The 17,325-nt window shown below is 69.1% G+C and carries 15 protein-coding genes; 2 read left to right on the top strand and 13 right to left on the bottom strand.

What is annotated here, in order from left to right; all coding sequences use genetic code 11:
• Positions 1–21 precede the first annotated feature (21 nt).
• From def to BB334_RS01735, 11 genes are all read right to left on the bottom strand, one after another.
• Positions 22–585: a peptide deformylase gene (gene def, locus BB334_RS01785; RefSeq protein ID WP_068803730.1), complete on the bottom strand. Its 564-nt coding sequence runs from the start codon at positions 583–585 to the stop codon at positions 22–24.
• A 57-nt stretch (positions 586–642) separates the two neighbouring features.
• Entirely contained in the window at positions 643–1,305 is a 663-nt protein-coding gene (locus BB334_RS01780) for a dioxygenase family protein (protein ID WP_068803728.1), read from the bottom strand.
• Between the two features lie 100 nt (positions 1,306–1,405).
• On the bottom strand, positions 1,406–2,701 hold the full coding sequence (locus BB334_RS01775; protein WP_068803727.1) for a DUF3422 family protein: 1,296 nt from the start codon (positions 2,699–2,701) through the stop codon (positions 1,406–1,408).
• Positions 2,702–3,005: 304 nt separating this feature from the next.
• A complete protein-coding gene (gene fba, locus BB334_RS01770) occupies positions 3,006–4,055 on the bottom strand; it encodes a class II fructose-bisphosphate aldolase (protein WP_068803725.1) in 1,050 nt (349 codons plus the stop codon).
• 20 nt (positions 4,056–4,075) lie between these two features.
• Entirely contained in the window at positions 4,076–5,314 is a 1,239-nt protein-coding gene (locus BB334_RS01765; protein ID WP_068804402.1) for a phosphoglycerate kinase, read from the bottom strand.
• Between the two features lie 33 nt (positions 5,315–5,347).
• Positions 5,348–7,375 carry a transketolase gene (gene tkt / locus BB334_RS01760; protein ID WP_068803722.1) on the bottom strand — a complete coding sequence of 676 codons (2,028 nt, stop codon included), beginning with the start codon at positions 7,373–7,375 and terminating at the stop codon, positions 5,348–5,350.
• A 274-nt stretch (positions 7,376–7,649) separates the two neighbouring features.
• Entirely contained in the window at positions 7,650–8,531 is an 882-nt protein-coding gene (locus BB334_RS01755; RefSeq protein ID WP_068803721.1) for a phosphoribulokinase, read from the bottom strand.
• 18 nt (positions 8,532–8,549) lie between these two features.
• Complete coding sequence (locus BB334_RS01750; RefSeq protein ID WP_068803719.1) at positions 8,550–9,638, bottom strand: class 1 fructose-bisphosphatase; 1,089 nt, start codon at positions 9,636–9,638, stop codon at positions 8,550–8,552.
• A gap of 42 nt (positions 9,639–9,680) precedes the next feature.
• Positions 9,681–10,619 (bottom strand): CbbX protein, encoded by a 939-nt coding sequence (gene cbbX, locus BB334_RS01745; RefSeq protein WP_068803717.1) that lies wholly within the window; start codon positions 10,617–10,619, stop codon positions 9,681–9,683.
• Between the two features lie 112 nt (positions 10,620–10,731).
• Positions 10,732–11,157 carry a ribulose bisphosphate carboxylase small subunit gene (locus BB334_RS01740; RefSeq protein ID WP_068803715.1) on the bottom strand — a complete coding sequence of 142 codons (426 nt, stop codon included), beginning with the start codon at positions 11,155–11,157 and terminating at the stop codon, positions 10,732–10,734.
• A gap of 89 nt (positions 11,158–11,246) precedes the next feature.
• The gene (locus BB334_RS01735; RefSeq protein ID WP_068803713.1) at positions 11,247–12,713 is read right to left on the bottom strand and encodes a form I ribulose bisphosphate carboxylase large subunit; all 1,467 of its coding nucleotides are present in this window, start codon (positions 12,711–12,713) and stop codon (positions 11,247–11,249) included.
• 111 nt (positions 12,714–12,824) lie between these two features.
• Here BB334_RS01735 and BB334_RS01730 point away from each other — a divergent pair, with 111 nt between their 5' ends.
• On the top strand, positions 12,825–13,745 hold the full coding sequence (locus BB334_RS01730) for a LysR substrate-binding domain-containing protein (protein WP_068803711.1): 921 nt from the start codon (positions 12,825–12,827) through the stop codon (positions 13,743–13,745).
• Between the two features lie 58 nt (positions 13,746–13,803).
• Here BB334_RS01730 and fba (BB334_RS01725) read toward each other — a convergent pair whose 3' ends face one another.
• Positions 13,804–14,868: a class II fructose-bisphosphate aldolase gene (fba, locus tag BB334_RS01725; RefSeq protein WP_068803709.1), complete on the bottom strand. Its 1,065-nt coding sequence runs from the start codon at positions 14,866–14,868 to the stop codon at positions 13,804–13,806.
• Between the two features lie 104 nt (positions 14,869–14,972).
• Positions 14,973–16,427, bottom strand: a complete 1,455-nt coding sequence (gene pyk / locus BB334_RS01720; RefSeq protein WP_068803707.1) for a pyruvate kinase — start codon at positions 16,425–16,427, stop codon at positions 14,973–14,975.
• Between the two features lie 274 nt (positions 16,428–16,701).
• Between pyk and BB334_RS17365 the strand changes: the two genes are divergently transcribed.
• Positions 16,702–17,325: fumarate reductase cytochrome b subunit (locus BB334_RS17365; protein WP_083200262.1), on the top strand; the 624-nt coding region annotated here is incomplete at its 3' end.

Raw genomic sequence — 17,325 nt, 5'->3', positions numbered from 1 at the left:
CATTCGAGCCGACCCCCCCAATCATTCAAGCCGAGCGTGCGCTTCTGCACGAGCTCGCGCAGCCGTACCAAGCTCCGGAAACAGCACCTCCGTGAATCCGAAGCGCGCAAAGTCCTTCACCCGCATCGGGTAGAGCGTGCCGTCGAGATGGTCGCACTCGTGCTGCACGACGCGGGCGTGGAAGCCTTCGGCAACGCGGTCGATCGCTTCGCCCTCCGGGGTGAAGCCCTGGTAGCGGATGCGGGCGTGGCGGGGCACGACGCCACGCAGGCCGGGGACGGAGAGGCAGCCTTCCCAGCCCTCCTCGGTCTCGTCCGACAGCGGGGTGATGATCGGATTGACCAGCACCGTGGTCGGCACTGCGGGCGCGTCCGGGTAGCGCTCGCTGCGCTCGAAGCCGAAGATGACGACGCGCAGGCTCACGCCGATCTGCGGCGCGGCGATGCCGACGCCACCTTCGGCCGCCATGGTGTCGAACAGATCGTCGACCAGCGCGGCGAGCTCCGGCGTGCCGAAGACAGTGACCGGGGCGGCGGACTGCAGCAGGCGGGGGTCGCCCATGCGGAGGACGGTGCGGACGGTCATGGGGGCTTCGTTCTCCGGTGGTCGCCCGGCGTGCAGGCTGGCCTCAGGGGCGCGGCGTCAGACAGTGTGGGGCTCGAACAGCCCGGCGAGGACGGGCGCGAGGACGAAGTCGAATTCTGCCGTGAACGCCACGGCGGGGTCATCGACCGCGACGAAGTCGGCCAGCAGCAGCGGGCGCAGCGCCTCGGGCACGCGCATGAAGAGGCCGTCGTGCTGGTTGAGCGGTTCGCCGGCGACGTAGATCTGGGTGACGAAGGGGCGGCCGCCCTCCGGGAACACCGCGGCATGGATGTGCGGGGTGCGGCCGGGATAGGGCACAGGGCGGATGGTGCGGAAACGGTAGCGCCCGTCGGCGTCGGTGATCGTGTGGCCGAAGCCCTGGAAGTTCGGGTCCTCCTCTAGCCCGCTGCGGTCGCGCGGATGGCGGTAGCGCCCGTTGGCGTCGCACTGCCAGATCTCCACGCGCAGGCCGGCGAGAGGACGCCCGTCGATGTCCAGCACCCGGCCCGTGAGATCGCTGATCTGCCCGGCGGCGCGAACCTTGCTGCCGTCGACGAGGGTCAGGTCGTTGTCCCTGTGCAGCGGCGGGGTGACCGGGTAGAAGGGGCCGACGGTCTGGCCCGGGGTCAGCGCGCGCAGTGCCGCGGCGAGCGGCGAAGACAGGATCAGGGCGCTTCCGCCGAGGACGACCCGGCGGCGCAGTCGGGAATGGTGCGACATGGCGGCGGCTCCCGTCGTGCAGATGCTGTGAAGACCGCTGCGCATGCTTTCGGTTCCGCCACCTGCCGCAGATGCGGCCCGGGGTGAGCCGGACCCGGGCTCACGGATGGGTGACGCCCTCTTCCGTGCCCAGCAGCTTGCGCATCCTCCTCAGCCCCAGGAACACCAGCCCGGCGATCACCGGGATCGACACCGCGGTGATCACCTCCGGCGTGGCCGGGGCGATGAAGTCCTTCGCCCCCTTCGCGAGGTAGTTCACCAGCTGCGAGGCGTAGTAGGTGATCGCCACCACCGACAGGCCTTCCACCGTCTCCTGGAGGTGGAGCTGGATCTTGGCGCGGCGGTTCATCTGTGCGAGCAGTTCCTGGTTCTGGCGTTCGATCTCGATGTCCACCCGGGTGCGCAGCAGCTGCGAATTGCGCGCGATGCGCGCGGAGAGGTCGTCCTGGCGGCGGGCGATCGAGGCGCAGGTGTCGATCGCCGGCACCAGGCGGCGATCCATGAACTCGGCGATCGGCGAGAAGCCGGGGAGGCGCGCTTCGCGCAAGTCCTCGATGCGCTGGCGCACCAGGCGATAGTAGGCGGCGGCGGCGCCGAAGCGGAAGGTGGTGCGCGCCACCGAGCGCTCGACCTCGGCGGCCAGGCGCGACAGGCGCGTGAGCACCGCGCGGTCGTCGTCGGCGGTGCGCGACTGGCCCATGCCGTCCATGAGGTCGGCGAGCTCGTCCTCGGCGCGCGACACCAGGCGGCCGACCTCCTTCGCCACCGGAAAGGCGAGCAGGGCCATCACGCGATAGAGCTCGATCTCCACCAGGCGCTGGGCGATGCGGCCGGCCTGGCGCGGGGTGAAGTCCTTGTCGAGCACGAGGAAGTGGGAGAAGCCCTCGTACAGGTGGAAGTCGGTCAGCACCCAGCCGGCGCCATCGGACACCGACGAGGCCACCAGTGCCTGGCCGCGGCGCGACTGCTGGTGCAGAACCGATTCCAGCGGCATCTCGGCGATGCTGCGCAACTCGATGTGGGTGGCGGCGATGAGCTGGCCGGGAATCGCCTTGCGCCAGGCCGCGGGCACATGCAGAAGCGCATAGTCCTCGGCGATGTCCTCGGGCTCGATGCGACGAAAGAAGCAGTAGCTGGAGAACTCGTTGTGACGCTCCCACTTGAGGCGGAAGCCGTCGCTCTCCATCAGCAGGTGGCCGGAGTCCGTTTTCGGCTCGGGCAGCCCGAGCTGTTCGGCGAGCTGGCGCAGGTGCGCGGCCTCCCGTTCGGCGCTGCCCTCGTGGTGCAGGAAGGCGAGGTAGGTGACGAATTCCGGCGTATTGAGCGGGACGGGTGGGCGCGCGTGGACTTCGTCGCTGAGCGACTGGCGCAGTGGGTGCTGTTCGAACAGGGGCATGGACGTGGCGCGCAGGGTGGCGTAATGGGCTGAGAGGCGGTCGGGATGAGGCCGCCGGGGCAGGCCTGCCGGCATTCTTGCCCGCGGGCTTGCGCCGTGACAAGCGGACCGTTGCACGCGAGCGGAGCGACGCGTCTCCTTGCGCAAGTAAAAAAGCCCGCTTCCGGAGTGGGAAGCGGGCGAAAGGCCCGAAGGCAGGGAGAGGGAAAGGAGGCGCCGCCCGAGGCGCCGCCAGCGTGGCGGTGATCCGCCGGCGGGACGAAGGGGCTGCGTGGCGAGGCGTCAGCGCGTGGCGGCGAGGTCCTCAGTGGGCCGCGGCGGCATAGCGCCGCGCGAGCGCGTCCAGCGGCAGTGGCCTGATGCGGCTGGCCTGCCCCGCGCAGCCGAAGGCCTCGAAGCGCGCGCGGCAGATGTCGCGTGCGGCGTCGCGCGCGGCCTTGAAGAACTTGCGTGGATCGAACTCCTTGCGGTCGGTGGCCATCAGCCGGCGCATCGCGCCGCTCATCGCCAGGCGCAGGTCGGTGTCGATGTTGACCTTGCGCACGCCATTGCGGATGCCGTGCACGATCGCCTCGACCGGCACGCCGTAGGTCTCGCCGATCTCGCCGCCGTGCTCGCGGATGATGGCGAGCCATTCCTGCGGCACGCTGGAGGAACCATGCATCACCAGATGGGTGTCGGGGATGCGAGCGTGGATGGCGGCGATGCGCTCGATGGCGAGGATGTCGCCAGTGGGGGGGCGGGTGAACTTGTAGGCGCCGTGGCTGGTGCCGATCGCCACCGCGAGCGCATCGACCCCGGTGGCGGCGACGAAGTCGGCGGCCTCCGCGGGGTCGGTGAGCATCTGGCTGTGGTCCAGCGTGCCTTCGGCGCCGACGCCGTCCTCCTCACCGGCCTGGCCGGTCTCGAGCGAGCCGAGGCAGCCGAGTTCGCCTTCCACTGACACCCCCACCGCATGCGCCATCTCGACCACGCGGCGGGTGACGTCCACGTTGTAGTCGTAGCTCGCCGGGGTCTTCATGTCCGCGCGCAGCGAGCCGTCCATCATCACGCTGGTGAAACCGCTGCGGATCGACTGCTGGCACACCGCCGGGCTGGCGCCGTGGTCCTGGTGCAGGCAGACCGGGATGTCGGGCCATTGCTCGACGGCGGCCTCGACCATCTTCTTCAGGAAGGCCTCGCCGGCGTAGCCGCGCGCGCCGGCCGAAGCCTGCAGGATCACCGGGCTGTCGGTCGCCTCGGCGGCGAGCATGATGGCCTGGATCTGCTCCATGTTGTTGATGTTGAAGGCGGGCACGCCGTAATCGTGGTCGGCGGCGTGGTCGAGCAGCTGTCGTAGGGCGATCATTGCCATCGGGGCTTCCTTGGTCGGGTTCAGATGGTTTCGGGTTCGTGCTCGAGGCGCCTCGTCGGCTCGACGAGGCCGCCGGCAGGCCGGGCGCGGTCGCGCAGCGCGGCGACGGCGGGCAGTTCGCGGCCCTCGAGGAATTCGAGGAAGGCGCCGCCGCCGGTGGAGATGTAATCGATGCGCTCGCCGACGCCGAAGCGCGCGATCGCCGCCAGGGTGTCGCCGCCCCCGGCGATGCTGTAGGCCGGACTGGCGGCGATCGCCTCGGCCAGGCGACGGGTGCCGGCAGCGAAGGCGCCCATCTCGAACACGCCCACCGGACCGTTCCATACGATTGTGCCGGCGCGCGCGAGCGTGCTGGCGAGCGAGTCGCGGCTCTGCGGACCGATGTCGAGGATCATCCAGCCCGCCGGCACGCTCTCCGAATCGCAGATGCGGGCGTCCGCGTCGGCGGCGAAGCGGTCGGCGATCACCACGTCTTCCGGCAGCCACACCACGCCGCCGCGTTCTGCGAGCCGGCGTTCCACCCGCCGCGCGGCGTCGACCAGGTCCGGCTCGTGCAGCGAGGCGCCGACTTCGCAGCCGCGTGCGGCGAGGAAGGTGTTGGCGATGCCGCCGCCCAGCACCAGCACATCGACCTTGTCGGTCAGGCTCTCCAGGATGGTGAGCTTGGTCGACACCTTGGCGCCGGCGACGATGGCGGCCAGCGGCCGCGCCGGCCGGGCGAGCGCGCGACCGAGCGCCTCGAGCTCGCCCGCCATCAGCGGGCCGGCGCAGGTCACGGGCGCGGCCAGTGCCAGCGCGTGCAGCGTGCACTCCTTGCGGTGGGCGGTGCCGAAGGCGTCGTTCACATAGACGTCGATGAAGCTGGCGATGCGCGCGGCGAGCCGCGGATCGTCGGCCTTCTCGCCGACGTTGCCGCGGCAGTTCTCGAACAGCACGACCTCGCCCGGCTGCAGGGAGAAGTCGCCGTCGGTCCAGTCCGGGACCAGCGGGACCGGCCGCCCGAGCAGCTCGCCGAGGCAGGCCGCGACCGGGGCGAGCGAATCCGCCGGCGTCAGCGCACCCTCGACGGGGCGGCCGAGGTGCGACGTGATCATCACTGCCGCACCGGCCTCGAGGCAGAGGTGGATCGCGGGCAGGCTGGCCCGGATCCGGCTGTCGTCCGCGATCGTGCCGTCGGCGTCGAGCGGCACGTTCAGGTCGGCGCGGATGAAGACCCGTTTGCCGGCGAGGTCGAGCTCGGCGAGATGCACGAAATTCATCGGGGTGTCCTCCATCGGGATCGTCCGGATTGGTCAGTCGGGCTGCAGCAGGCTGCGCGCCTGGGCGAGCACGGCTTCGGTGTGGAAGCCGTAGCGCTGCAGCAGCGCGGCAGCAGGCGCCGATTCGCCGAAACCGTCCATGCCGACGACGGTGCCGCGCACCCCGGCGAGGTAGCGCCACCAGCCGTCGCTGCGCGCGGCCTCGATCACCAGCCGCGGCACGCTCGGCGGCAGCACGCTGCGCCGGTAGTCGGTGGGCTGGCGGTCGAAGACGGCGGTGCAGGGCATGGAGACGACGCGTACCCCGACGCCTTCCGCGGCGAGCGCCTCGCGCGCCGCCATCGCCAGCGCCACTTCCGAGCCGGTGGCGATGATCACCAGCGCCAGCGCCTGCGCGTCGGCGAGCACGTAGCCCCCGCGGGCGATCGCCTGCAGCTGATCGGCCGCGCGCGGCTGGTGCGGCAGGTTCTGGCGCGACAGGGCGAGCAGGCTGGGTCCGTCGCGGCGGGCGACCGCCGCGTTCCAGGCGGCCTGGGTTTCCACCGCGTCGCACGGGCGCCAGACGTCCAGCCCCGGGATCAGGCGCAGGCTGGGGATGTGCTCGACCGGCTGGTGGGTGGGGCCGTCCTCGCCGAGGCCGATCGAGTCGTGGGTCATCACATACACGACGCGCTGCTTCATCAGCGCGCTCATGCGGATCGCGTTGCGGGCGTAGTCCGAGAACACCAGGAAGGTGGCGCCGAAGGGGATGAAGCCACCATGGAGCGCGATGCCGTTGAGCGCCGCTGCCATGCCGAACTCGCGCACCCCCCAGTTGATGTGGCGTCCCGGCGCGTCGGCGCGCACCGCGCCGCAGCCCGGCCAGTCGGTGAGATTGGAGTGGGTGAGGTCGGCGGAGCCGCCGAGCAGTTCGGGCAGCGCGCGCGCCAGGCGGCCGATCGCCTGCTGGCTGGCCTTGCGGGTGGCGACGGTTGCACCGTCGTTATGCACGCCGCGCAGGATCGCGTTCGACAGCACGCCGAAGCCCACCGGCAGCTCGCCCGCCATGCGACGGCGGAACGACTCCGCGTCGTCGGGGAAGGCTGCGGCGTAGTCGTCGAAGCGGGCCTGCCAGTCGGTGTGTTGCGTCGCGCCGCGGTGGCGGGCGTCGAAGGCGCGGCGGACCTCGTCGGGGATCTCGAACGGCGCGTGCGCCCAGCCGAGCGCGGCGCGGGTGGCGGCGATCTCCTCGGCGCCGAGCGGCGCGCCATGCACGTCGGCGCTGCCCGCGCGACCCGGGCTGCCCCTGCCGATCGTCGTCCGGCAGCAGATCAGCGTCGGCCCGCAGTCGTTCGCCGCGTTGTCGAGCGCGGCGCGGATGGCGCGGTCGACCGCCTCGACGTCGTGGCCGTCGACCGCCTCGACGACGTTCCAGCCGTAGGCGCGGAAGCGTGCCGGGGTGTCGTCGGCGAACCAGCCTTCGACGTCACCATCGATCGAGATGCGGTTATCGTCCCACAAGCAGATCAGCTTCGACAGCCGCTGCACGCCGGCGAAGCTGGTGGCCTCGTGGCTGATGCCTTCCATCAGGCAGCCGTCGCCGAGGAAGACCCAGGTGCGGTGGTCGACGATGGCGTGGCCGGGGCGGTTGAATTCGGCGGCGAGCAGCTTCTCGGCGAGCGTCATTCCCACGGCGTTGGCGAGGCCCTGGCCGAGCGGGCCGGTGGTGGTTTCCACGCCGGGGGTGTGGCCGACTTCGGGGTGGCCGGGGGTGCGGCTGTCGAGCTGGCGGAAGCGCCCGAGCTCGTCGAGCGGCAGGTCGTAGCCGCTGAGGTGGAGCAGGGCGTAGAGCAGCATGGAGCCGTGGCCGTTGGAGAGCACGAAGCGGTCGCGGTCGGGCCAGGCGGGGTCGGCGGGATCGTGCTTGAGGTGGCGGGTCCACAGCGCCACCGCGATCTCGGCCATGCCCATCGGCATGCCGGGATGGCCGGACTTGGCGGCTTCGACGGCGTCGATGGCGAGGAAGCGGAGCGCGTCGGCGCAGAGGGTGTCGACCGGCGCCTGGGTGAGTCGCATGTTCATCGGGGCTCTCCAAGAATTGGGAATGTCGTCTACAGCCGTTGTTCAGGCACCACGCTACGCAGGCACGGGCCGTGAGGCTGGTGGGGTCAAAAAAATCCCTCCTCGGCCGAAGAGCGTTCCAGGAACCCGCGGCCTAGCCGGGGGTGTTCCTTCCGCGGGCTGCGGAACTCGCCCTTCGGGCTCGGACAGTCCTCGCCCGCTTCAGGAACACCCCCGGCTCTCCGCTCGGCGTGGATGCTTGTCTGGCGGTCGCGCGGATTCGCGGGTGCGTGCCTTACTGCGCCAGCGCCTTGCGGCGTCTTTCCATCAGGCGCCAGATGAAGGGGGTGAAGATGAGCTGCATCGCCAGCTCCATCTTTCCGCCCGGCACGACGATGGTGTTGGCGCGGCTCATGAAGCTGTCGTTGATCATGTTGAGCAGGTAGGGGAAGTCGATCCCCTTGGGGTTGGCGAAGCGGATCACCACCATCGACTCGTCCGCGGTCGGTATCGCGCGCGCGATGAAGGGGTTCGAGGTGTCCACCATCGGCACGCGCTGGAAGTTCACATGGGTGCGCGCGAACTGCGGGCAGATGTAATGCACGTAGTCGTGCATGCGCCGCAGGATGGTGTCGGTGACGGCCTCGGTGGAGTAGCCGCGGGTGTTCTTGTCGCGGTGCAGCTTCTGGATCCACTCGAGGTTGACCACGGGGACCACGCCGATCAGCAGGTCGACGAAGCGGGCGACGTCGATGTCCTCATGCTGCACGGCGCCGTGCAGGCCCTCGTAGAACAGCAGGTCGGTACCGGTCGGCAGGTCTTCCCAGGGCGTGAAGGTGCCCGGCTCCTGCTTCCAGGGTTCTGCCTCTTCTGCGTTGTGCAGGTACTTGCGACGCTTGCCGCCGCCCGACTCGCCGTAGCTGCGGAAGAGGTTCTCGATTTCGCCGAAGAGGTTGGCCTCGGGACCGAAGTGGCTGAGCTGGCAGCCGCCGTCGACCTCGCAGGCGGCGAGCTTCTCGCGCATCGTCTTGCGCTCGTAGGCGTGGAAGCTGTCACCTTCGATGACGGCTGCGGTCACGCCCTCGCGGCGGAAGATCTCCTCGAAGGTGCGCTGCACGGTGCTGGTGCCCGCGCCGGACGAGCCGGTGATGGCGACGATCGGATGACGTTCGGACATGGTGTTTCCCCTGGGGTCTTATTGAGCGAATTCGGTGTCGCCGAACAGCGAGCGGCCGTGGAACAGCGGCAGTTCGTCCTGCTGGCCGCCGATGACGGGCTCGGCGTGGTAGCGCTCGATGCGCTCGACTTCCTCCTTGGAGCCGAACACGAAGCCGACGCGCTGGTGCAGGCTCTCGGGCTGCACCTCGAGCACCGGACGCACGCCGGTGCTGGCGCGGCCGCCGGCCTGCTCGATGAGGAAGCCGACCGGGTTGCATTCGTAGAGCAGGCGAAGTCGTCCCGGCTTGGCGGGATCCTTGCGGTCGCGCGGGTAGAGGAACACGCCGCCGCGCATCAGGATGCGGTGGGTCTCGGCCACCAGCGAGGCGATCCAGCGCATGTTGAAGTCCACCCCGCGCGGACCGGTGCGGCCGGCGAGGCACTCGTCCACATAGCGCCGCACCGGCTGCTCCCAGAAGCGCGAGTTGGAGGCGTTGATGGCGAACTCGCGCGTCTTCTCCGGCACGCGGATGTCGGGGTGGGTGAGGTAGAACTCGCCGATGATCGGGTCGAGGGTGAAGCCGGCGACGCCACTGCCGACCGAGAGCACCAGCATCGTGGAGGGGCCGTAGATCGCGTAGCCGGCGGCGACCTGGCGGGTGCCGGGCTGGAGGAAGTCGGCGGCGGCGGCGTCCTCGCCCGGCGTGACGGCACGCAGGATGGAGAAGATCGAGCCCACCGCCACATTGACGTCGATGTTCGAGGAGCCATCGAGCGGGTCGAAGGCGAGCAGGTACTTGCCGCGCTGGTCGCTGGCCGGCAGCGGGATCGGCGCCTCGTTTTCCTCCGAGACCATGCCGGCGAGCTCGCCGCCCCAGTGGGTGGCGCGCAGGAAGATCTCGTCGGCGAGCACGTCGAGCTTCTTCTGCTCCTCGCCCTGCACGTTGGTGCTGTCGCGGCTGCCGAGCACGTCGGCGAGCGCGCCGTGGGCGACCGCGCGCGAGATCGCCTTGCAGGCCTGGGCGACCTGCAGGATCAGCGCGTTGAGCTCGCCGGTGGCCTCCGGGTTGCGGCGGCGGTGATCGATCAGGTATTCGGTGAGCGTGCGGCGTTCGAGGCTGAACATGGCTTGTCTCCTCCGGTACGGGACCGGACTGGTTTTTTGGCGTTATGTGTTCGTGGCGGGTGCGGCGCGCTCGGGCAGGGCGTCGGCGGCTTCGTCGGGCTGAAAGTGGCGGCTCGCGCGCACGTCGGCCTCGGTGATCGTGGTGAGCGCCTCGGCATCGACCGTCGCGCCGGATTCGAACAGTCGCAGTGCCTGACGCAGGCGCATGCGGTCGAGCGCATTGCGGATGCTGCGCGCGTTGGCGAAGTGGGGCTGGCGGCGACGGAGCACGATGTAGTCGTCGAAGGCGCGGCGGGCGTCCTCGTCGAAGCGGTAGTTCCAGCTGGCGAGCATGCGCTCGGCGATCTCGCCGAGCTCGTCGTCGCCGTAGTCGGGGAAGTCGACATGGTGGGCGATGCGCGACTTCATGCCGGGGTTGGATTCGAAGAAGCGCTCCATTCGGTCCGCGTAGCCGGCAAGGATCACGACGAGATCGTCGCGCTGATTCTCCATCACCTGCAGGAGGATCTCGATCGCCTCCTGGCCATAGTCCTTCTCGTTCTCGGGACGGTAGAGGTAGTAGGCCTCATCGATGAAGAGCACGCCGCCCATCGCGCGCTTGAGCACTTCCTTGGTCTTCGGCGCGGTGTGGCCGATGTACTGGCCGACGAGGTCGTCGCGGGTCACCGCCACCACGTGGCCGCGACGGCAGTAGCCGAGGCGGTGCAGGATCTCGGCCATCCGCATCGCCACCGTGGTCTTGCCGGTGCCGGGATTGCCGCTGAAGCTCATGTGCAGCGAGGGGTGCTCGGTGGCCAGGCCGAGGCGCTGGCGCACGCGATCGACGAGCAGCAGGGCGGCGATCTCGCGCACGCGGCGCTTGACCGGGGCGAGGCCGACGAGGTCGCGCTCCAGGGTGTCGAGCACTTCGCCGATGCCGGCGTCGCGGAATTCGGCGGCGAGGTCGATTCTCGTGGCGGGGGCGTTCTCGGGGGCGTTCATGGTCTCGTCTCCTGTGTGGGCGCGCGGAAAGGCAGGTAGGCGCGGCGACCGCCGCGATGACGGCGGTGATGCGGCGGTCGCCGCTGCTAACGGCGGTCGCGCGATCGTCCGGTCAGCCCGCGTAGCGCGCGCCTTCCGGGTTGCGGCCGACGGCGTAGCTCTCCATCGTGTAGCGCAGGTTGCGGCCCTGCGTCTCCTGGCGGATGAGGCGGAAGCCGGGCTCGGCGGTGGGGCGCTGGACGATGAAGGACATGCGCACCGTCTCCCAGCCCTTGGTGGAGTCGAAGGCGTTGATGCGGATGTAGTTCTCGGGGTTGGCCTCGCGGCAGGCCTTGAGTTCGCCCATCACGCCGGCGGGGTCGCGCAGGTCGAACATCGGCAGGCCCCACATGTTCCAGTAGGTGTTGCGGGGATGGGGGTCGTCGGTGAACTCGATCGCGACCGCCCACTCCTGCTCGAGGCAGTAGTTGATCTGCGCCGCGATCTGGCTGTCGCTGAGGTCGGGCAGGAAGGAAAAGCAGCCTTGGGTGATGCGCATGATGGTGTCTCCTCGAATGCGGGGTGCAGGCCGCCTGCCGCGCGCCCGCTCGGGGGCGCGGCAGAGGCGATGTGCGATGCGGTGATGCCTTACGCGACGCTGGCGGTGGGCACGAAGTCGGAGGTGTCGGTGCTGGTGTAGTTGAAGGTGATGTCGCCCCAGGTATCGAGCGCGGCACGCAGCGGCTGGCACCATTTGGCGGCGTCGGCGAGGATCTGCGGGCCTTCGTTGAGGATGTCGCGGCCTTCGTTGCGGGCGAGCACCATCGCTTCGAGCGCGACGCGGTTGGCGGTGGCGCCGGCCTGGATGCCCATCGGGTGGCCGATGGTGCCGCCGCCGAACTGCAGCACGCATTCGTCGCCGAACAGGTCGAGCAGCTGGTGCATCTGGCCGGCGTGGATGCCGCCCGAGGCGACCGGCATGACGCGCTTGATGCTGGCCCAGTCCTGGTCGAAGAACAGGCCGCGCGGCAGATCCTGCTTGGTGTAGGTGTCGCGGCAGACGTTGTAGAAGCCCTGCACCGTCATCGGGTCGCCCTCGAGCTTGCCGACCGCGGTGCCGGCGTGCAGGTGGTCGACGCCGGCCAGGCGCAGCCACTTGGCGATCACGCGGAAGCTCACGCCGTGGTTCTTCTGCCGGGTGTAGGTGCCGTGGCCGGCGCGGTGCATGTGCAGGATCATGTCGTTCTCGCGGCACCAGTTGCTGATCGACTGGATCGCGGTCCAGCCGATCACGAGGTCGATCATGACGATGCACGAACCCAGCTCGCGGGCGAATTCGGCGCGCTTGTACATCTCCTCCATGGTGCCGGCGGTGATGTTGAGATAGTGGCCCTTGGACTCGCCGGTCTGCGCCGCGGCCTGGTTGACGCCTTCCATGCAGTACAGGAAGCGGTCGCGCCAGTGCATGAAGGGCTGCGAGTTGATGTTCTCGTCGTCCTTGGTGAAGTCCAGGCCGCCGCGCAGGGCTTCGTACACCACGCGGCCGTAGTTCTTGCCCGACAGGCCGAGCTTGGGTTTCATGGTCGCGCCCAGCAGTGGGCGGCCGTACTTCTCGAGGCGCTCGCGCTCGACGACGATGCCGGTCGGCGGGCCGCGGAAGGTCTTCACGTAGGCCACCGGCAGGCGCATGTCCTCGAGGCGTGCGGCCTTGAGCGGCTTGAAGCTGAACACGTTGCCGATGATCGAGGCGGTGAGGTTGGCGATCGAGCCTTCCTCGAACAGGTCGAGGTCGTAGGCCACCCAGCAGAAGTACTGGCCTTCCTGGCCCGGGACCGGGTCGATGCGATAGGCCTTGGCGCGGTACTTGTCGCAGGCGGTCAGGCGGTCGGTCCACACCACGGTCCAGGTGGCGGTGGAGGATTCGCCGGCGACCGCGGCAGCGGCCTCGATCGGATCGACGCCTTCCTGGGGGGTGATGCGGAAGACGGCGAGCACGTCGGTGTCCTTCGGCTCGTAGTCGGCGTCCCAGTAGCCCATCTGCGCATACTTGAGCACCCCGGCCTGGTAGCGCTTCTTGGGATCGAGGATCTGCTGCGGGTTATCGGCTGCGCCCATGTTCGTCTCCTTCCTTCTGGTGTGCTTATCGGGTGGTCACGACTGGACAATAAGCGTTTCGTTAAATAAGCTCCAATGAGAATTCATGTTCATTTGAGATAAGGTTTTCTGATGAAGCTCGCCCAGCGACTGACCCTGAAACAGCTCCGTGCGCTGGTGGCCGTGGCCGACTGCGCCAGCTTCACGCAGGCCGCGCGGCTGCTGCACCTGACGCAGCCGGCGATCTCGATGCAGATCCGCGATGCGGAGGGGATCGTGGGGCAGGTGCTCGTCGATGGCCGGCGCGAGGCCCGCCTGACGGCGGCGGGCGAGGTGATGGTGCGCGCGGCGCGACAGGTGCTGCAAAGCCTGGAACTGGCGGAGGTCGAGTTGAAGGCGAGGATGGGCGTGGCGGCGGGAACCCTCGACGTGGTGGCGATCACCACCGCGGAGTATTTCGTGCCCCACCTGCTGGCTGAGTTCGGTCGCCGCTATCCCGAGATCAGCTTCCGCCTCACGGTGGCGAACCGCGAGCACGTGCGTACCCTGCTCCAGGAACAGCGCTGCGACGTGGCGATCATGGGCCAGCCGCCGCGCGGGCTGGACCTTCGCCGCATTCCCTTCGCCCCCCACCGGCTGTCCTTCGTGGCGCGGCCGGACCACCGCCTCGCGGGGCGACGCAATATTCCGCCGGCGGCGCTGACCGAGGAGCGCCTGCTGCTGCGCGAGCAGGGCTCGGGCACGCGCGACAATCTCGAGCGCTTCCTGCGCGCCCATGGCGTCAAGCCGCTCGCCGCCGACGAGCTCGGCAGCAATGAAACGCTCAAGCAGGCGGTGATGGCCGGCATGGGGATCGCCTTCCTGTCGCACCACACCTTCGCGATCGAGGTGGACGGCGGCCGGCTGGTGCGGCTGGAGGTGGCCGACACGCCGGTGATCCGGGAGTGGAACGTGGTCTCGCGCACCGACCGGCCGATGACGCCCGCGCTCGATGCCCTGCTGGAGTTCCTGCAGAGCGAAGGGGCGGCGATGATGCGGGCGATGGAGCGCTGAACGCAGAAACGAAAAACGCGCCCGTCAGGCGCGTCTTTCGGCGAGCGGGCGTGTGCGCTCAGCGCACGACCTGGGTCAGCTCGCCGGCCTTGTAGCGCGCGGCCATCTTCTCGAGCGAGATGGGCTTGATCTTCGAGGCCATGCCGGCGCAGCCGAAGGCGTCGAAGCGGGCCTTGCAAACCTGCTTGGCGGCCTCACGGGCAGGCTTGTTGAATTCGCGTGGGTCGAACTTGGAGGGGTTCTCGACCAGGAACTTGCGCACCGCCCCGGTCATCGCCAGGCGGATGTCGGTGTCGATGTTGATCTTGCGCACGCCGTACCTGATGCCCTGCACGATCTCCTCGACCGGCACGCCGTAGGTCTCCTTCATGTCGCCGCCGTACTGGCGGATGATCTCGAGCAGCTCCTGGGGCACCGAGCTGGACCCGTGCATCACCAGGTGGGTGTTGGGGATGCGGGCATGGATGGCCTTGACGCGCTCGATGGCGAGGATGTCGCCGGTGGGCTTGCGGCTGAATTTGTAGGCGCCGTGGCTGGTGCCGATCGCGATGGCGAGCGCGTCGCAGTCGGTCTGCTTGACGAAGTCGGCGGCCTGGTCGGGGTCGGTCAGCATCTGGCTGTGGTCGAGCGTGCCCTCGGCGCCGACGCCGTCTTCCTCGCCGGCCTGGCCGGTCTCGAGCGAGCCGAGGCAGCCCAGTTCGCCCTCGACGCTGACGCCGATGGCGTGCGAGAACTTCACCACCTCGCGGGTGACGGCGACGTTGTACTCGTAGGAGGAGGGCGTCTTGCCGTCTTCCAGCAGCGAGCCGTCCATCATCACGCTGGAGAAGCCCGAGCGGATCGCGCCCATGCACACCGCGGGCGACTGGCCGTGGTCCTGATGCATGACGATCGGGATGTTCGGATAAGCCTCGACGGCGGCATCGATGAGGTGGCGCAGGAAGGCTTCGCCCGCGTACTTACGCGCGCCGGCCGAGGCCTGCATGATCACCGGGCTGTCGCACTCGGCGGCGGCTTCCATGATGGCCTGGACCTGTTCGAGGTTGTTCACGTTGAACGCGGGCAGGCCATAGCCGTGTTCGGCAGCGTGGTCGAGCAGCTGGCGCATGGAAACGAGGGGCATGAGTCTCTCCGGAAGAGGGCCGCAGGGGGGCGGCGTGGCGATCGAAAGTGGTATTTTAGCCTGCGTCGCGCCGAATGCGCCTCCTGCAGGGGGCGAATCCATCGTCAGACCGGGTCGTCCAGCGTGCCCGGTTTGTGATGCTCGCCGACGCGCACGATCTTCAGCGTGTTGGTGCCGCCCGAGGCGCCGATCGGCTCACCGATGGTGAGCACGATGAGGTCGCCGTAGTCGACCACGCCCTGTTCCAGCAGCACCTGCTCGGCCTCCCACAGCAGCACGTCGCGGTCCTGGTGGGTCTGACTCATCAGCAGCGGGTACACCTGGCGGTACAGCGTCATCTGGTTGCGGGCGTTGATCTCCGGGGTCAGGGCATAGATCGGCAGGCCGGCGTTGAGCCGGCTCATCCACAACGCGGTGGAGCCGGTCTGGGTGAGCGCGGCGATCGCCTTCACCTTGAGGTGCCAGGCGGTCCAGATCGCCGCCATCGCGATCGACTGATCGATGCGGGTGAATACCCGGTTGAGCACCTCGCGGTCGAGGCTGACCTCGGAGGACTTCTCCGCCTCGAGGCACACCCGGCTCATCGCCTCCACCACCTCCACCGGGAACTGGCCGGAGGCGGTCTCGGCCGACAGCATCACCGCGTCGGTGCCGTCGAGCACCGCGTTGGCGACGTCCGAGACCTCGGCGCGGGTCGGTACCGGGCTGGTGATCATCGACTCCATCATCTGGGTGGCGGTGATGGTGAGCTTGTTGCGGTCGCGCGCGGCGCGGATCATCTTCTTCTGCAACGCTGGCACCGCGGCGTCGCCGACCTCCACCGCGAGGTCGCCGCGCGCCACCATGATGCCGTCCGAGGCTTCGAGGATCTCGTCGAGGTTGGCGACCGCCTCGGTGCGCTCGATCTTGGCGATCAGCATCGCCGTGCTGCCGGCAGCGCGCAGCAGCTGGCGTGCCATGTACATGTCGGCGGCGCTCTTGGGAAAGGAGACGGCGACAAAATCCACCCCGATCCGCGCCGCGGTGCGAATGTCGTCCATGTCCTTGGCGGTGAGGGAGGGCGCGGTGAGGCCGCCGCCCTGGCGATTGATGCCCTTGTTGTTGGACAGCTCGCCGCCCACCTTGACGGTGGTGTGGATTTCGGGGCCGATCACGCGCTGTACCGTAAGCTTGAGCCGGCCGTCGTCGAGCTGCAGCACGTCGCCCGGCCTCACGTCCTTGGGCAGGTCCTTGTAGTCGAGGCCGACGCGCTGTCCATTGCCCAGCTCGCAGCGTGCGTCGAGGATGAAGGGCGCGTCGCGGGTCAGCGTCACGCGGCCGTTCTCGAACCTGCCGATGCGGATCTTGGGCCCCTGCAGGTCGGCGATGATGCCGACCGGGCGTCCGGCGCGCGCCGACGCGTCGCGGATGGTCGCGGCGCGGGCCACGTGATCTTTCGCCTCGCCGTGAGAGAAGTTCATGCGTACCAGGTCGAGACCGGCATGGACCATCCGTTCTAGCGTCTGCAGGTCGGAGGAGGCGGGGCCGAGGGTGGCGACGATCTTGGTGTGTCGGGACATTCGGGGACTCCGCGCAGAGGGCTTCAGGCATTCTAGCAGTGGCTGCACGATCGGCGGCGGGCACTGCGCGGCGGCGCGCCCGGCGCCTTATTGTGCAACGCAGCAGGATGCGGTGTACAGTACGACCATGCCTTCAGAACACCGTGTCCCGCACCCTGTGGAGCACGAGCCGCCCGGCTCGCTCCGGCGCCGCGACGCATCTCCACGGCCCCGTCCCTCGGCTGTCCGCGCCTTCCCCACGCCTGCCGCCTCCACCTGGCCCGCGCGGCTCGATGTGCTCCAGAGCCTGACCGGCCTCGCGCTCGCACTCTTCATGTGGCTGCACATGGGCTTCGTTTCGGCGATCCTGATCAGCGAGGACGTCGCTTGGGCAGTGGCGCGCTTTTTCGAGGGCTATTTTTTCCTGCCCCGTCCGCAGGCCTGGCTGGTGTCGAGTTTCGTTGCGGTGATCTCGCTACTGTTCGCGCTGCATGCGCTGCTCGCGCTGCGCAAATTCCCTGCCGACTGGCGCCAGTACCGTATCGCTGCCACCCACGGCAGCCGGCTCCGTCACGGCGACACCGTGCTGTGGTTCGTGCAGGTGGCGACGGGCTTCGCGATGTTCTTTCTCGCGCCGGTGCATCTATACGCGATGTTCATGCATCCTGATCTGATCGGCCCCTACGCGTCCGCCGATCGCGTGTGGACCGGCGGTTTCTGGCCGCTCTATCTGGCGCTGCTGTTCGCGGTCGAAGTGCATGGCAGCGTCGGCTTGTACCGGCTGGCGGTGAAGTGGGGCTGGTTCGAGGGCGGCGACGCGCGTGCGAGCCGACGCCGGCTGAAGATCGCGATGTGGGGCCTGATCGCCTTCCTGCTCACCCTCGGGCTGACCACGCTGATGGCGGAGATCCGCATGGGG

Source organism: Thauera phenolivorans, assembly GCF_001696715.1.
GTDB lineage: Bacteria > Pseudomonadota > Gammaproteobacteria > Burkholderiales > Rhodocyclaceae > Thauera > Thauera phenolivorans.
This window is presented reverse-complemented; position numbering and strand designations above follow the sequence as displayed.

Coding starts and splice junctions, on each gene's coding strand:
- tkt (WP_068803722.1), bottom strand. CDS start 7,375: ATGAACATGCGACTCACCCAGGCGCCGGTCGACACCCTCTGCGCCGAC.
- BB334_RS01780 (WP_068803728.1), bottom strand. CDS start 1,305: ATGTCGCACCATTCCCGACTGCGCCGCCGGGTCGTCCTCGGCGGAAGC.
- fba (WP_068803725.1), bottom strand. CDS start 4,055: ATGGCAATGATCGCCCTACGACAGCTGCTCGACCACGCCGCCGACCAC.
- BB334_RS01735 (WP_068803713.1), bottom strand. CDS start 12,713: ATGGGCGCAGCCGATAACCCGCAGCAGATCCTCGATCCCAAGAAGCGC.
- fba (WP_068803709.1), bottom strand. CDS start 14,868: ATGCCCCTCGTTTCCATGCGCCAGCTGCTCGACCACGCTGCCGAACAC.
- BB334_RS01730 (WP_068803711.1), top strand. CDS start 12,825: ATGAAGCTCGCCCAGCGACTGACCCTGAAACAGCTCCGTGCGCTGGTG.
- def (WP_068803730.1), bottom strand. CDS start 585: ATGACCGTCCGCACCGTCCTCCGCATGGGCGACCCCCGCCTGCTGCAG.
- BB334_RS01765 (WP_068804402.1), bottom strand. CDS start 5,314: ATGAATTTCGTGCATCTCGCCGAGCTCGACCTCGCCGGCAAACGGGTC.
- pyk (WP_068803707.1), bottom strand. CDS start 16,427: ATGTCCCGACACACCAAGATCGTCGCCACCCTCGGCCCCGCCTCCTCC.
- BB334_RS01755 (WP_068803721.1), bottom strand. CDS start 8,531: ATGTCCGAACGTCATCCGATCGTCGCCATCACCGGCTCGTCCGGCGCG.
- cbbX (WP_068803717.1), bottom strand. CDS start 10,619: ATGAACGCCCCCGAGAACGCCCCCGCCACGAGAATCGACCTCGCCGCC.
- BB334_RS01750 (WP_068803719.1), bottom strand. CDS start 9,638: ATGTTCAGCCTCGAACGCCGCACGCTCACCGAATACCTGATCGATCAC.
- BB334_RS01740 (WP_068803715.1), bottom strand. CDS start 11,157: ATGCGCATCACCCAAGGCTGCTTTTCCTTCCTGCCCGACCTCAGCGAC.
- BB334_RS01775 (WP_068803727.1), bottom strand. CDS start 2,701: ATGCCCCTGTTCGAACAGCACCCACTGCGCCAGTCGCTCAGCGACGAA.